The organism is Cupriavidus sp. SK-4 (assembly GCF_000611125.1).
Taxonomy (GTDB): Bacteria; Pseudomonadota; Gammaproteobacteria; order Burkholderiales; family Burkholderiaceae; genus Cupriavidus; species Cupriavidus necator.
In genome coordinates this window covers 34,854-48,575 of the sequence record NZ_JFJW01000145.1, presented here as the reverse complement: position 1 = coordinate 48,575, position 13,722 = coordinate 34,854, and the positions used below count along the sequence as shown (strand labels likewise).

15 protein-coding genes and 2 pseudogenes are annotated in these 13,722 nt (G+C 59.9%); 7 read left to right on the top strand and 10 right to left on the bottom strand.

Annotated features, from left to right (window positions below; translation table 11 throughout):
* Positions 1–220 precede the first annotated feature (220 nt).
* Together CF68_RS28920 and CF68_RS36650 are read right to left on the bottom strand one after the other, a co-directional pair.
* A complete protein-coding gene (locus CF68_RS28920) occupies positions 221–664 on the bottom strand; it encodes a YdcF family protein (protein WP_035825736.1) in 444 nt (147 codons plus the stop codon).
* Positions 665–1,034: 370 nt separating this feature from the next.
* Positions 1,035–1,193 (bottom strand): annotated as a pseudogene (locus CF68_RS36650) (transposase); the annotation flags it as partial.
* A gap of 23 nt (positions 1,194–1,216) precedes the next feature.
* Here CF68_RS36650 and CF68_RS39230 point away from each other — a divergent pair.
* The 3 genes and pseudogenes from CF68_RS39230 (at position 1,217) to CF68_RS38745 (ending at position 2,151) form a co-directional block, all read left to right on the top strand.
* Positions 1,217–1,732 carry an alcohol dehydrogenase catalytic domain-containing protein gene (locus CF68_RS39230; RefSeq protein ID WP_369798920.1) on the top strand — a complete coding sequence of 172 codons (516 nt, stop codon included), beginning with the start codon at positions 1,217–1,219 and terminating at the stop codon, positions 1,730–1,732.
* Positions 1,668–1,865, top strand: a pseudogene (locus CF68_RS38750) (zinc-binding dehydrogenase); the annotation flags it as partial. The gene CF68_RS39230 and the pseudogene CF68_RS38750, both read left to right, overlap by 65 nt.
* Positions 1,866–1,989: 124 nt before the next feature.
* Positions 1,990–2,151, top strand: a complete 162-nt coding sequence (locus CF68_RS38745; protein WP_235205921.1) for a zinc-binding dehydrogenase — start codon at positions 1,990–1,992, stop codon at positions 2,149–2,151.
* A 532-nt stretch (positions 2,152–2,683) separates the two neighbouring features.
* Here CF68_RS38745 and CF68_RS28905 read toward each other — a convergent pair.
* Together CF68_RS28905 and CF68_RS28900 are read right to left on the bottom strand one after the other, a co-directional pair.
* Entirely contained in the window at positions 2,684–3,583 is a 900-nt protein-coding gene (locus CF68_RS28905) for a hypothetical protein (protein WP_152548571.1), read from the bottom strand.
* Between the two features lie 617 nt (positions 3,584–4,200).
* Positions 4,201–5,073, bottom strand: coding sequence for a LysR family transcriptional regulator (locus tag CF68_RS28900; protein ID WP_035825727.1), 873 nt, complete (start codon positions 5,071–5,073; stop codon positions 4,201–4,203).
* 172 nt (positions 5,074–5,245) lie between these two features.
* Between CF68_RS28900 and CF68_RS28895 the strand changes: the two genes are divergently transcribed.
* Entirely contained in the window at positions 5,246–6,232 is a 987-nt protein-coding gene (locus CF68_RS28895) for an NAD(P)H-quinone oxidoreductase (protein ID WP_035825725.1), read from the top strand.
* 549 nt (positions 6,233–6,781) lie between these two features.
* On the opposite strand, the gene CF68_RS28890 is transcribed toward CF68_RS28895, so the two are convergent.
* The 4 genes from CF68_RS28890 to CF68_RS28875 form a co-directional block, all read right to left on the bottom strand.
* Positions 6,782–7,720 carry an alpha/beta fold hydrolase gene (locus tag CF68_RS28890; RefSeq protein WP_035825723.1) on the bottom strand — a complete coding sequence of 313 codons (939 nt, stop codon included), beginning with the start codon at positions 7,718–7,720 and terminating at the stop codon, positions 6,782–6,784.
* Between the two features lie 31 nt (positions 7,721–7,751).
* Positions 7,752–8,315, bottom strand: a complete 564-nt coding sequence (locus tag CF68_RS28885; RefSeq protein WP_051591736.1) for a hypothetical protein — start codon at positions 8,313–8,315, stop codon at positions 7,752–7,754.
* Positions 8,316–8,333: 18 nt separating this feature from the next.
* The gene (locus CF68_RS28880) at positions 8,334–8,831 is read right to left on the bottom strand and encodes a hypothetical protein (RefSeq protein ID WP_035825720.1); all 498 of its coding nucleotides are present in this window, start codon (positions 8,829–8,831) and stop codon (positions 8,334–8,336) included.
* Positions 8,832–8,909: 78 nt separating this feature from the next.
* A complete protein-coding gene (locus CF68_RS28875; protein WP_035825742.1) occupies positions 8,910–9,734 on the bottom strand; it encodes an alpha/beta fold hydrolase in 825 nt (274 codons plus the stop codon).
* A gap of 436 nt (positions 9,735–10,170) precedes the next feature.
* Here CF68_RS28875 and CF68_RS28870 point away from each other — a divergent pair, with 436 nt between their 5' ends.
* A complete protein-coding gene (locus CF68_RS28870; protein WP_235205918.1) occupies positions 10,171–10,788 on the top strand; it encodes a hypothetical protein in 618 nt (205 codons plus the stop codon).
* A 33-nt stretch (positions 10,789–10,821) separates the two neighbouring features.
* A complete protein-coding gene (locus CF68_RS38740; RefSeq protein WP_369798919.1) occupies positions 10,822–11,112 on the top strand; it encodes a helix-turn-helix domain-containing protein in 291 nt (96 codons plus the stop codon).
* A gap of 651 nt (positions 11,113–11,763) precedes the next feature.
* Here CF68_RS38740 and CF68_RS28865 read toward each other — a convergent pair.
* On the bottom strand, positions 11,764–12,084 hold the full coding sequence (locus tag CF68_RS28865) for a type II toxin-antitoxin system RelE/ParE family toxin (protein WP_035825719.1): 321 nt from the start codon (positions 12,082–12,084) through the stop codon (positions 11,764–11,766).
* On the bottom strand, positions 12,081–12,362 hold the full coding sequence (locus CF68_RS28860; protein WP_035825717.1) for a type II toxin-antitoxin system Phd/YefM family antitoxin: 282 nt from the start codon (positions 12,360–12,362) through the stop codon (positions 12,081–12,083). Before CF68_RS28860 ends, CF68_RS28865 begins: the two co-directional genes overlap by 4 nt.
* 932 nt (positions 12,363–13,294) lie before the next feature.
* Between CF68_RS28860 and CF68_RS28855 the strand changes: the two genes are divergently transcribed.
* Positions 13,295–13,693: a hypothetical protein gene (locus tag CF68_RS28855; RefSeq protein WP_235205917.1), complete on the top strand. Its 399-nt coding sequence runs from the start codon at positions 13,295–13,297 to the stop codon at positions 13,691–13,693.
* Positions 13,694–13,722: the final 29 nt, after the last annotated feature.

Genomic DNA, 13,722 nt, shown 5'->3' with positions numbered 1-13,722 from the left:
CAGCCACCAGGAGTTGTGTGTAATGAGGTGCATTAGAGGTTGTGACGGCGACCACAGTCTGAATTCACGCTTAATTACCTCTACTTCAGAGAGGTAGCCAATTTCCAGATATCTTTCGATCTTCCTAACCTCTTGCAGGATTCGCATTCTTAGCGTCGGAGATTCCCACCATTGAGCCCGACTGACACAAAAATAGTTAACCGCGAAGCATGAAACTCGCTCAATCTCTGGCCAGTTCTTTTTTATGGTGCATTACGTACCGGCGCTTGGCGTATATCTTTACGATTAGAAGCAATTCCAGAACACTACTGCTCTTCATTAGGGTGCGCGCATATTGCACATTTTCGGCAGTGTTGGATGAGTCTTCTTCCAGAATTATTCTTGTGCTGCTCAGGCCTGCGGAAATCAGCCGCTCTGCGATCTCACTCGCTTCGCTGGTTGCGCGATTTCTGGTTTTCCCTCCCGCTATGATAAGAGTTTCATAGTATCCGGAGTGAAATAGCTCCAATGCGGCGTCAACCAGCTCCGCTTGAGCATGCCGACTGCCGAACATGAGAGCAAACTCGTACCCGGAGATTTCCGTGTCTGGAGACACATAATCAATTAACTTGATGCGATTTCTGGGTTCACTTAATAAACCCATGCTGCTCTTGCCGATACTCATCAGGCTCTCAATAATTTCTTTGGATTGATGTCAATCTCATCGCATATTTCTTTATAATACATATGCGATATATTTCGACCCAATGCGTAGATAGCTGCCATGTAGTGGCAGTCTGGAAATCTTTGCTTGGATAGTACGCACCATATCCGTAAAATATAACCTGCCAATTTAGATAGGGTCATCAGGCTTCTTGGCGGGCCAGCACAATGGAGTGAAACAGGGCTAGCAGGCTGCTGAAGTACTCACCATGGAAGCGGCGGAGCTTCCCCCAAAAGGGCTGGTGTGTTCGCTACTTTTCACAATCCGGAAGGCGTCGCTGCGTCTTTTTTTTCCACGTTTTTGGCGCCCATTTCCGGCCTCATTACCATGATTACTGCAACTGCGGACGGATTTGTCCCAGCGAGCGCATGCGCACGAGGTTGTAGGCAGCCATGCTCAGCACAAACATCTAGTCGACCTTCTTGAGTCCGCGCACCATCACCTGACGTATGCGGCCAACGGTCTTGATCCATCCAAAGCCTTGCTCGAGCGGGCGGCCCCGAAGTCTTGCAAATGCGTGAGATTGCATCTCCAGAGCCAACGCCGGACGAGGTTCGGATTCGCGTGCGCGCGTTTAGCTTGAATCGCGCCGAAGCCTATCTGCGGGCCGGGAGGAAGAGGCCCATCACCGCACCACGCGTGCCAGGCATCGAAGCCGTCGGCGAGATCGTCGACGATCCCGCGGGCGTGTTTCGCACCGGTGAGCGCGTCGCCACCGCCATGGAGGGCATGCAATTCACGCGAGAGCTACGCCGAACAGGTAACCGTGTTGCGCAGCAATGTCATTGCCCTGGACAACGTCCCGCTGACATAGGAGGAGCTTGCAGCGCTGCCGGAGGCCTATCTGACCGCATGGGGCGTACTGGAGAAGAGCCTTGCTGCCGAACGCGGGCAGACGTTGCTGATACGCGGTGCCACGTCGTCCGTCGGCCTCGCAGCGCTCACCTACGCCAAGGCGCTCGGCCTGAATGTCATTGCCACCACCCGCTCGCAGGCGAATGCAGGGCGCCTGCGAGAGGTCGGCGCTGACAAAGTTGTCGTCGACACCGGCGTAATCGCGGGCGATGTTCGCCAACTCCCACCGGAAGGCGTAGATGCGGCGCTGGAAGTCGTCGGCGCCACGACGCTGCGTGATACGGTCAAAACCCTGCGGCCGTTCGGGGCGGTCAGTGTTATCGGATTGCTAGGATGGCCTCCTGCCCTGGAGTCGTTTAACCTGATGCAAGACCTTCCCGCCGCGGTGCGCCTCAATTTCCTCCCCGAGCGGTCTGCTGGGAACTGCCGCTTTGCCCCTGTCAGAATCACCGCTGCCATGGATTGCGCAGGATCTCGCCAAGGGGCACCTTCCATCGACTCATGCCAGAACGTTCGATTTCGATGGAGTCCGCCAGGCGCACAGCCTGATGGAGAGCGACCGTGCTCTCGGCAAGCTCGTCGTGCGACTCTAGTCCGAACCAATTCCGAGGACATCATCATGCGTAACTTACTTCAGGTCCTGTTGGCTGCGGTTGCAGCGTCCATTATGTTACCGCTTGCTGCCCAGGGAGCCACGCCGGCATCGGAAGCCACGGCGAGTGCGGCCATCTCCGGACAACTTGCCCGTTGCGAGCAGGCGCTGAACAGTGCCGACATCGAGCAGGCATCCTGCACGCTGAGCGCGTCTGCGCTCTCACAATCGCTCTCGGTCGGCAAGGTGGGACGGCAGGCCGCTTACGACTAGGGCGCTTTTCATGAGACTGGAAAAACGGTAATCGTGAGACTGCCTGGACTCGGGCGCGACGGGTAGTGCTGCGATGACATGAAGGTGGTCGGCGCGACTTCCGCCGTTGCCGGGCCGACAGGGCTACTGGCGACAGGCAGCTGTCGACCCGAAGCGGCCATTCGTGGCGCGGGATTGCGCGGCGACTGCAGTCACTCAACGCCTGAATTAAGCGTGTCGCGAAGCAGCTCCGGCTTAAATGATGGCCTTGCTGCGGACGTTCAAGCAGGACCGTATTCTTCGAGAATCTTTGACTTTGAACTGCTGACTTGCCCTTCAAGTAGAACTTGACTCAGATAAGGTTCGTCGCTGTGCACCACGAAGCCACAGTTCGTGCAAGCTAGTCGGTTCGTGGCGATTTCATGTTCGTCCATCTTGTCAGGATCAATCTCAACAACCGCAGCATCGATCTCACGGCAGACCGGACATGAGACCGACCATGGCACCTCAAAGAGATTCTCTAGCTTCTTCTTCTCCGAGAAGGTGCGGTCGAATTTTGTACCTATTTCTTCTGCGTGAGCGAGTGCGTCGATCTCCCAGCTTGAAGAGAAGCTTTCCTTGAATGACCAACGGATACTATGAGAAAAGCCGTGCACGCAGTAGGAGAGGTCAATGTTGTGCGCTCCCTGCGCAAGCGTGTGAACCTTCTGCGCAGCGCGAACGTGTTCCGCATACTCGATCAATAGTCCGTCCATGAGATCGAACGAGTGAAATTGCTTATAGCAAAGATCAAGAAACGGAATCCCTACCTCGAGATAGATGCTGACAGATTCGCTGTCGTCATGCGGACTGAAGCCGTGATGCACGATCCGGTTTCGTGCGGAGCGTAGGCGCTCGAGAGAAGCCTCCGGGAAATCGTTGACCTCTGCGGACGACCGTCTGGCCTTCTTGATCAGATCTTGGAGGCCATCCTTCTCATTAGGACCAATGCTCGCTGCCTGAAGGCAGCTCTCGATCGCAGAAACGCACACGAGTAATGCATGGGGGTAACGACCAAGCGCAGTCAGAAAGAAGCTTGTCTCTATTGACTGGAGCGAGCTTGCGATCGACGTGCTTGTATCCCATCCATGTGGACGCTTTCGGAAGAACAGGAGTGTTGGCTCTTGAGCCGCCGTAGACATGCTGTGCTCCCTCATCATGTGATTCCTCAAGATTGAAGATCGCCATTTTTCCCTTTCTTGCACGCCCATTAATTCCGGGGCAGGCGGCCGTTCGACCTCCTTGCTGGCACAGGCAGATTATTCGACTTCAAGTTTCCCAGCAATACCTTTTCAAGGTGTGGAGGCCATCCATCCCAATTAGCGTTCAAACACTGCCGGCCACGCTTCCCGCAGAATCGTCTGTAACAGGCGCCGCTTTGGGCGTCGAGCGGGGGGCGCAGATGACAGAAGGTCTAGCGAAGGGGGGGACCCCGTCCGTGCGCAGCTCCTTGTATCAGTTCGGGTTACTGCCCCGCTAGGCCGGTAGGTGACGGCGCTGCATGTCCGCTCTTGGTGAAGACTGAGCACGCGCCCGCGAAAGCCTCCTTGTGGCCGGGAAGCGCCGGCTGGCAAGCGGCTGGCAGATGTCGCTTGCCAATCTCCAACTGGCCCGAGAAGGCGCTCAAGGTCATTCGCGCACCCGTCTGCGGACGACCGCTCATTCGGCCGGCTCGGCCGTCCAAGGCCTAGGAAGTGTTCTTCAGAAATTCCTGGCGACTTGGTATCTTTGTGGCTGCCAATACCCCGCCCCCAAGTGCTCAGCGGCTGCCCTCGAATTTCGCCACGATGGCCTCGATCATCGCCCGCACCCTGGCGGTGTGGCGCAGATCCTGATGTGTGACCAGCCATACCTCGTAGGGCTGTGCGCGCTCGCGTTTGGGCCAGATCCGCACCAGTCCGTCGCGCTCGGCCAGGTGCACCGGCACTTCGCCGATGGCAATGCCGGCCCGGATCGTCGCGCGCAGCATCAGGCTAGAGTTGACCGCCGACACAAGCCGGCCTGCGTGGGTCGGCTCACCCACCAGCGTCGGAAGGCGGCTGCCGCTGGTGTGGGGCTGGTAGATGACGAGGTCGTGCCCGGCGAAGCCGGTGCCGACGGCCGGTTCGCCGTGCCGCTTCAGGTATGCCCTCGATGCGTACAGTCCCACTGTCCAGCGGGCCAGCAGTCGGGCCGCCAGGTCGGGGTTCTCGGGCTTGATCGTGCGCACCGCGATATCCGCCTCGCGCCGTGCCAGGTTCATCATCTGGGTGGACGTGTTGAGCAGCACCCGCACGTCCGGGTGCTCGGCGTGCAACCGCTCGATGGCCGGGATCAGGAACGCCAGCGCCAGCGTGTCGGTGGTGGTCACGCGCACCTCGCCTTCCAGACGGGTATCGATGCCCTGCGCCTGCCGGGCCAGCTCGTGGGCCGACTGCTCCATCTTCTCGGCGGACCTGAGCGCGTTCTCGCCCGCGCTGGTCAGCTCGTATCCATCGGAGGTGCGCAGGAACAGCGTGGCGCCCAGCGCGTGCTCTAGTGCGGCGATACGCCGGCCCACGGTGGCCTGGTCCATGTTGACTACCTTGGCCGCGCGCCGCAGAGTGCGCTCGCGCTGCACGGCTAGGAATACACGGGTGTCGTCCCAGTTCATGTCGGATCCTTGGGAGAAGGCAAATGAGGTGATGCAAAAATGCATTGCGGAACGCGAATATATCAGCATGACTGTATCACCGCGCCGACCTACATTAAGGCCTTGGCACAGAAACCGGGCCGCGTATCGCTGAACTCCCCATCAGTCTCCGGCCCATCCAAAGGACATTCCCATGAAAGCCATCGACTTCGAGGACTTCGGCGAGGCCGACGTCCTGCAACTGCGTGATCTGCCCGTGCCAGAAATGCGCCCGCAGGATCTGCTGGTGCGCACCCACTCCGCCGGCGTGAACCGCGCCGACATCATCCACCGCCGCGGCGGCTATGGGCGCGCAAGCTTTGGCGATTCCACGGTGATGGGCCTGGAGATCGCCGGCGAGGTGATCGCTGCCGGCGCAGAGGTGGCCGGCTTTGCGACTGGCGACCGCGTAATGGGCATCGTGGGCGGCGGCGCCTATGCCGAGGTGGCGCGCATCGACTACCGGCAGGCCATGCGCATCCCCGACGGGCTTGACTACGTGCACGCCGCCGCGATTCCAGAGGTGTTCGTCACGGCGCACGAGGCGCTGCTGCACCTGGGCCGTCTGCAGGCTGGCGACAAAGTGCTGATCCACGCGGGCGCGAGCGGCGTGGGCTCGGCCGCCGTGCAATTAGCGCGTGCGGCGGGCGCGCGGGTCTTCGCCACGGCCAATAGCGGCAAGCTGCCGCGCGTTCGCGGCTTCGGCGCGGACGTGCTGATCGACTACAAGGCCGAGCATTTCGGCGAGGTGGTGAAGCGCGAAACCGGTGGCAAAGGCGTGGACGTGATCGTTGATTTCATCGGCGGTTCCTACCTGGAACGAAACGTCCTGTCGCTGGCCAATGGCGGCCGGCTGGTGCAGGTCGGCCTGCTTGGCGGCGCAGAAGGTGCCAACCTGCCACTGGAGCGGCTGCTTTACGGCCATCTGCAGATCATCGGCACGGTGATGAAATCGCGTACGCCGGAGGTCAAGCGGCAGATGGTCGCGCGCTTCGCGCAGCGCTGGCTGCCGGGCTTTACCGAGAGCGGACTGGTGCCGGTGGTGGACAGCGTGTACCCGCTGGCTCAGGCCGCCGAAGCGCACCGGCGCATGGAGTCGAACCAAAGCGTGGGTAAGATAATCCTGTCGACGGGCGCATAGTGGGAATCACTACGTTGCCGGCAGGCGGAATACGACAGTGGAACTAGCCCGCTCGCTCAGGCCGCCTGGCCAACTGGCGCTTGCGGACCGGGCCAGGCATGGTTTCCCTTGGCGGCCCGCGCGCCCGCAGTCGACGCGAGCGCATGCCCATCATGTAAGCAATCCTTGCTTCCAAGCTGGTCGAGGCAGTTGTGGGTGAAGAAAGGCAATCAGGTAGCGGAGGGTCGTTTGAATGTCCGTATGAGACTGCGGCTTAAAGTCCGTTGATGGTCGATCTCGGACGGTGGCCGCCCTGACGCGTGCCGGCCAGCGCCACGGTCAGCTACCGGCCATCTACGGACACTGGCACGCAGATTAGTGCGGACGCCTGAGAGGCAGCTCTGCACCAGATAACGGACAGTACCTGCGCTGATCATGGCGGTCGTATCGGACGATCCTGCCGTACGCTTTGCTGTGTTGACGCCCGCTGAAGGAGGGGCACCCATGCTCGCGAATGCACCTAACCGGATGGCAAGGTGTTGCACTTCAGATTTGAGGGCGCTCAGCAATCTAGTTTGAGGAAAGCTTTGTCACTGTCCTAACGAGAAAATCGTGAATGTAGTCGGAAATAAGTTCGGGGTGTTGGTGCTGTGGTGCATGCCCCGCTTCGGAGAAGAAGATGAACTGTGCTTGTCGCATATTCCCGATCAAAGGAAACCAGTTCTGCCCAGCGGTGCTCGTATCGTGGTCTCCTGCGATTACCAGGATCGGCACATTCACCTGCCCCATGCGATCGCGCCGGTGCTCCTCATCCTTATGGAAGCCCTCTGCCGCCGTGAAGTACGGTGCCAACTCGTCGGGCCTGGAGGGTATCTTGGAGGTAACGTCAGCCCTAGCGTAGATGCGTTCGTGAGATGCCTTGGCCTCGGCACGGCTTGCCTGGGAGGCGGGCTCGAAAAACAAAACCTCCTCATCCGCCAGATCGTTCACAGGCTTGAATGCACGATCGAGAAACACCTGCTGCAGTGGGATATCGTTGTGTCCGGGTGGGTTGGTTCCGATGAGGATCGCGTGAGTAACGCGTTGCGCGTGGTCCAGAAGATAGGTCTGAGCCACAAGTCCTCCCCACGACCAGCCGAGGATGACGAAACGATCGGCCTCGATTGCGTTGGCGAACTCATCGATGAACTTCGACGCCGATGCCATGGAGTCGGGAAGTTTGCCAGTCGAGTAACCGATGCCGGGATAGTCGACGGTGACGACGGTGTACCGCGACGCTAGTCCGTCAAGAAACAACGGATCCCATGTATCGAGCGTCCCGCGTAAGCGGTTGGCGAGAATGATCGTCGGCCCCTGCCCTATCTTGCGGTAGGCAATCCTGTCGCCCTCGACCGTCACGTAGCACGTCGGGGCGGTACCCGCGGAGACCGCGGCATCGACGGCAGCCGCGTGGCCCGCAGTGGGCAGAACGCCGAAGGTTGGCATGCATCGGGCGAAAAAACGCTTCATGACTGTATCTCCTGGAAAGTTGGTGGCTATCTCACCACCGGATCATTGGGAGTGGCTTGAGGGGGTGCAGGACAGCGTGCCGGCATGTCAGCCGAAGAAGGCAGCGGTGGAATCCGGCGTTGGGAAACCGCGCGAATACATCGGCCAGAAATCCTTTCGGAATCGACGCGGTGATGAATCCGCCGGTCACGTCTACCCAGTCGGCCTGCCGGAACACTCCGATCAACTCGCCTTCGGTGCCGCGATAGGGTCGGATCTTGTGATGCTGGCAGATCATGGCGTCCACCAATTCGCCCATGCTCCGGTAATCGGCATCGTCCAGGTAGTCGCTTGCGAGCTGCCGGGACGGCTGCAGGTAATCAAAGGTCCGGCCGGTCCATATCCCCAGGTCGTGAAAGGCGGCAGCGATGCTGATGACAGGCTCTCCGGCCACCGCGGATGGCGCTAGCGCGCTGCAAAAATTGGCGACCCGATACGCGTGGTTGCGATAGGCGATGAAGTCGGCGCCGAGTTGCGCCCTATGCTGTTCAAGAGTGCCGTCGAGCAGCGGCAGTTGGGCAAATAGCCGCGGCTGTCCTTGTTTTGGCTGGCTCATGGCAAGGGCAACAGAGATTCAGGGGCTGACCGTCAGTCGGTGGGAGCGGCGGATACGCATCGCCTGGACCGTCGCGCCAGTCAGGTAGACGAGGAAGCCGATGCCAACCATAGCCTTCAGTGTCGGATCTTCCGGACCGCTGAAGGCCGGATTGCCGATCGGGATGCGCGTGCCGGTCTCCGTCAATCCTGGGATCAGATGGAAGAACAGCGTAAGCGAGTAGCCCAGTACGGCAAGGTAGCGTGCTACGCCCGCTTCCCTATGTCGCTCGCAGGCACTGGCAATGGCGAGCACTGCCAACGTCAAGATTGCCAGTGCATGGGGCGGCCCGAATCCGCCATGGCGGAAAATAAAGAGCCCGGTGAATGCCGTAGCTGCCGTCAGCCATATATAGAGCCGGCCGGATCGCGTCCTCATCTCGATTTCGCCGTGCTTAAACAACGCCACCAGACCACACGCCACTGCCACCAGGGCAATCGAGGTGTGGAGTATTCCGAGCGGACTGAGGTTGAGCATGATGGCACTCCGGGTTCGCTTGCTTAGACGCCGTGGAGGATCCGTATCGGCAGCACGTCTGCGCAGCGGGGGGAATAATCAGGAGCGAACGAAAGCCAACAGGTCCGCGTTAATCGTCTCGGCATGCGTAGTAGGCATGCCATGTGGGAATCCCTTGTATGTCTTCAGGATGCCATTGCGCAACAGCTTTGCCGAAAGGGGTGCGGAGTCAGCATAGGGCACAATCTGGTCGTCGTCGCCATGCATTACCAGCGTCGGCACAGTGATCTTTTTCAGGTCCTCCGTGAAATCGGTCTGTGAAAAGGCGACGATGCCGTCGTAGTGCGCCTTGGCGCCGCCCTGCATGCCCTGCCGCCACCAGTTCGCGATGACGCCTTCGTCCGCCTTGACGCCCGGTCGATTGAAACCGTAGAAGGGACCGGCTGGAATGTCACGGTAGAACTGTGCTCGGTTGTTTGCGACCTGCGCCTGGAAGCCGTCGAAGACGTCCTTCGGCAATCCACCCGGATTGGCCTCAGTCTTGACCATCAATGGTGGCACCGCGGCGATCAGCACGGCTTTCGCAACGCGACTTTCCCCGTGTCGAGCCAGATAGCGGACGACTTCGCCACCGCCGGTGGAGTGGCCGACATGGATGGCGTTCTTCAGGTCTAGATGGGACGTCACCGTTGCCAGATCGTCGGCATAGTGGCTCATGTCGTGACCGCTGGCAGTCTGGGTCGACCTGCCGTGGCCACGCCGGTCATGGGCGATCACCCGGAATCCGTGGTTCAGGAAGAACATCATCTGCGCGTCCCAGTCGTCCGCGCTCAGCGGCCATCCGTGGGAGAAAACAATGGGCTGGCCACTGCCCCAGTCTTTGTAAAATATGTCGACGCCGTCCTTCGTTCTGACCGTATGCATGGCATTGTCTCCTTGTTGGTTGCCCCTGCTCGCCGGGGCGGTCGCGTTGGTGGCGGCGTCCGCCGCGCGAGACATCGTGAACAATGCCGCCACTGACGCGACGGCCTTCAGGACGCCACGGCGCGTCGCTGTCATCACCGACCCGTTTTCGTCGTTCATTTTGCGCTTCCCCTTGCGTCCGATCAGTACGGTCCCCTATAGACCTGGTCGGCTACCGGCTTTGCCCGGCCGTTGAGCTTGCCGCCCTCACTGAGGAAATCGTTGTAGGGATCCACAAGCAGCAATCCTGTGGAAGCCGCGGGATACGTCCCTGGCTTCGCATCCATTTGCTGGTAATTATTTCTTGAAACCTTGGCCCCCGGCTACGTAAAATCGGCAAATGTCGCCTGGACTTGCATGGCAACCCGCCGTGAAGGGCCGCCCAAGGAGCAATCCATTGACGAAGCTGGTCTGCCCGGAGTTCGACGAATTCGAGGCGGCGCTTTACGGCGTCCAGGGAAGGTATGTCTTGCGGTCCCGGCCGCAGCGAGACTGGCAGCTCAAGGTGATCGACCTCAATGGCGTGGCGATCATGATGGGCCGGGAGGGCGCCTCCACGGCCTATTCGGGTATCGGCATGCCCGACTACTTCAATGTCTTCGTGCCGTTGAGTGCACAACAATGCACCATTGTCGATGGCCGTGCCTTCGACGAGCGCACGGTCGGCTGGATGGCGCCCGACCAGATGTTCCACATCGTTGCGGAGCGGGCGGCAAGCTGGCTGACGGTGGCGATATCGGCGCCATTGGTCCTGCACTGGGTCCACACGCACGTCGACGAGTTCGACGCCACGCTGCTCTCCAACAATCTGGTCTGCACCGGTCGAAACGGCGTGCCGCAACTGCTGGCAACGATTCGGCGCATCTTGCGCGTCGAGCGCGACGACCCAGACCAATTGCGCCATCCGGCCGCCACGCTCACGGCTCGCGCCGAGCTGATCAACCTCGTGTTTCGCGCCGTGCTGACGGTCGGCGATGGCGCGACCTATCTCCGGCTCAACCCTCGTCATCGGTAGATCCTGAGCAGGGCGCTGGGCTACCTCAAGTGCGTGGGGGAAACGACGGTCCTTGTGGACGACCTCTGCGCGGCTGCCGATGCATCCGAACGCACGGTTCGCAACGTGTTCCATCGATACCTGGGCATGGGACCGCATCGCTACCTAGCGCTGTACCGCATGCATGCTATTCGCGCAGCCCTCTGCAATGCGATGCCGGGCGATACGGTATCCGCGATCTGCGGACGATTTGGTGTCTGGGACTTTGGCCGGTTCGCGGCGCTCTATCGCGCCTACTTTGGGGTTCTCCCATCGCAGACGCTTCGACGGCGCCGGCGTGGATGAGGGGGAGAATTTGGATAGGTTGGGGCACCAGCGGACGGGCGACTGCAATGCGAGATAGCAGGCGCAAACGTCTCCGATACGCCGTGGTATGTGGCGAACCTGACATAGAGCGGACCGTGGGCCTGGACAACGGCGATCCCTTTATCATGCTCTGGATTGGCTATGCGGAACAGCCGTCGACAAGCGATCGCCCGCGTCGGTCGATCAACTGCCAAAGCGACAGTGGAAGCGGATGACTGTTGGACTCGGATAGCTGCCACCGAGTTGTGGAGGAGTCGAACGGCTCAGAAGGGTCGGGAAGCGACGCCCGGGATCAGGAAGGCCAAGGCTGCTGATCGGCCATCAGGGCCATTTACCGAAGGCCATTGTGGTAGACGAAGTCGGCCTGCACCTTGGGATCGAAACGCACGCATCCCACCTATTTCCACGCGAACTCATTTCCCCTGGGCATTGGAACCATAGATACATGCCAGCACTGCAATTCACACGAGGATCCCGCGAGCCCAGATCCGTGAAGGTACCCCGCCAGATCGAAGACCTATGACCTCGACCGCGAATCGCTGCGCGAGCAACGTAATCTGTGTGAGTTAGGTGTTGCGGAAGCAAGCGTAGGCTCCCACGGAGGACAGGAAAATGAGACCTTCTTAGTTCCTACGTTCTTAGGAGCCGTTTTGCGAGTATTGCTTTAAGGTCTCGCCGGGTGTCGCTTATGATGTGTATGTAAATGGTGTCGTTTGCAATCTGGTAGATGATTCTGTTCATGCCGCTGATGACTTGATAGTATTTCGTTGGTTGGAAATCTATCAACTCGGGTGGGTTGCTGCCCTTCAGTGGGAAATCTTCTACCTGCTTGATTGATTGTTGAATCTTGTTTCTGGTCTCAAGCCAAGCTTTGTTGCCAAATTTATTAATGATGTACCGTCGCAAGTCTTGCAAGTCGGACTTGGCAGGCCCGAGAATTACAGACTTCATTCGATCCCTTCCTCCCTGTCCATCCGCTCCAGTTCGGCAAACACTTCGTCCGTCGGGGTGAAGTTGCCCGTCTCGATGTCATTCTGACCCATCGCCAGAATCTTCAGAAGGGCAACCGTCTGTTGCATGTCCTCATAGGATTGGGCATCCTGCACGACTACCTTTGCCTCGCCGTTCTGTGTGATCAGCATGGGCTCGCCGCTCTCGGTGATCTCCCGGACGATTTCTGCTGCGTGGCTTTTCAGATAGCTTATAGGCTTGACCTGACTCGGTTTCATATCCGCTCCCTAGGCTTGAGACTACCGGTCCAAATATAGACCTGAATTCAGACTGCGTCCAGCACAAGGAATTTCCTGCGCTATGCAGTGGCGTATAGGGCAGGCAATCGATGCATGTCCTCGGTGAGGAGCCGACTCTACCAGTGGGCGCCAGACCTAGCCCAGACAGCCGCGTAAAGTTTTCCGCCCCGTATAGGTCAGGCAGCCATCGCTGTGGGCCAATAGTCCACTCATTTGACGCTCGACGTTACCTAAACTGCATTGGCCGCCCGGCTTGGGCGGGGAAGGAGTGCGTTTTTAATCACGCATAGATATGCGGAACGTTCTTCGCCTAGTACAGTCATCCCGAGAACAGACATGACGCATGTCCATGTCGATGATCTGCCGGCTGTAACGCAGCGTTGAATGACCGCTGTACTTCAGAAGTTGACGCCGGAGCCGTACTGGGGCGAACGACGGCAGCGGGTCGGGAAGAGCCGACTGGCACTCGCTCTCGCAACACGCCTGCTGGGCACGCACCGGAGGCCCGCCCTCGCCCCCAAAGCCCCAATCGCGCGCCGCAGTACATGCTTCCAGCAACAGTATTTCGCTACGAAAAGAATCTCTCGGCTAAACCGCTCTGCGCGGCATTGGAGTCTACGGGCATCGAATCATTGCACTTGATCAGCTTGCCAGACAGGATCTTCAGAAGTGGCGGAATGGGGTTCCGCATCGCGCCTGGGTGCGCGAGGTATCCCCTGCATGGGCTCGGCAACCCGGCCCATGCGGAGCCAGCGACGCATTCCCGAGTGTCCAGCGCTTGACATCTCGGCTGGCGCGAGCTTTGCTGGCAAAAGGAAGCGGCTCTCCAGTTATCGCCCATGCCCTTGCAGACGTCCCCTTCGCCCTCCGCCCGTACTTGGGCCCTCCACTGCACGCTTTTTCGCGGGCAGATGCCGCCACGCGCCTGCCTGTACCTGCTCGCGGACCTGCGCCGGGGCGTTGCGCTGTCGGCCATTCTGGCCGAGCAGCCGATGGGTGGTGCCTTGGCCGCGTGGCTAGAAGCGGCCGCGATCGGCAGACCCCCGCCACAGGCGCTGCAGTCGACCGAGCTGCCCTCGGAGCAAGACCGGCGGGCTCTTTACGCTTGGATTGCGGCGCACGACGTCGTCTTGGAGCCGCAGACTCTCGGTGGGTGTTTCTGGAAGCCTGTCAATCAACTCTTGCGCTCGGCGTGGGAAAGCCTCGGTCTGGCGCCCGGCGCAGTCGGCGAGATGCCGACCTGGTCCGGCGCGCAGCAGGGGCTGGACCGCTGGTTTCGCGAACATTGCCAGCACGTCAGCGGGGCTTGACACCGCGTGCGGCCGGCGTCGGCGACATT

What these genes read in the sequence shown, in the direction of transcription:
- CF68_RS28920 (WP_035825736.1), bottom strand. Translation starts at nt 664, where the DNA reads ATGAGTATCGGCAAGAGCAGCATGGGTTTATTAAGTGAACCCAGAAAT.
- CF68_RS39230 (WP_369798920.1), top strand. Translation starts at nt 1,217, where the DNA reads ATGCGTGAGATTGCATCTCCAGAGCCAACGCCGGACGAGGTTCGGATT.
- CF68_RS28905 (WP_152548571.1), bottom strand. Translation starts at nt 3,583, where the DNA reads ATGTCTACGGCGGCTCAAGAGCCAACACTCCTGTTCTTCCGAAAGCGT.
- CF68_RS28900 (WP_035825727.1), bottom strand. Translation starts at nt 5,073, where the DNA reads ATGAACTGGGACGACACCCGTGTATTCCTAGCCGTGCAGCGCGAGCGC.
- CF68_RS28895 (WP_035825725.1), top strand. Translation starts at nt 5,246, where the DNA reads ATGAAAGCCATCGACTTCGAGGACTTCGGCGAGGCCGACGTCCTGCAA.
- CF68_RS28890 (WP_035825723.1), bottom strand. Translation starts at nt 7,720, where the DNA reads ATGAAGCGTTTTTTCGCCCGATGCATGCCAACCTTCGGCGTTCTGCCC.
- CF68_RS28885 (WP_051591736.1), bottom strand. Translation starts at nt 8,315, where the DNA reads ATGAGCCAGCCAAAACAAGGACAGCCGCGGCTATTTGCCCAACTGCCG.
- CF68_RS28880 (WP_035825720.1), bottom strand. Translation starts at nt 8,831, where the DNA reads ATGCTCAACCTCAGTCCGCTCGGAATACTCCACACCTCGATTGCCCTG.
- CF68_RS28875 (WP_035825742.1), bottom strand. Translation starts at nt 9,734, where the DNA reads ATGCATACGGTCAGAACGAAGGACGGCGTCGACATATTTTACAAAGAC.
- CF68_RS28865 (WP_035825719.1), bottom strand. Translation starts at nt 12,084, where the DNA reads ATGAAGTCTGTAATTCTCGGGCCTGCCAAGTCCGACTTGCAAGACTTG.
- CF68_RS28860 (WP_035825717.1), bottom strand. Translation starts at nt 12,362, where the DNA reads ATGAAACCGAGTCAGGTCAAGCCTATAAGCTATCTGAAAAGCCACGCA.
- CF68_RS28855 (WP_235205917.1), top strand. Translation starts at nt 13,295, where the DNA reads ATGCCGCCACGCGCCTGCCTGTACCTGCTCGCGGACCTGCGCCGGGGC.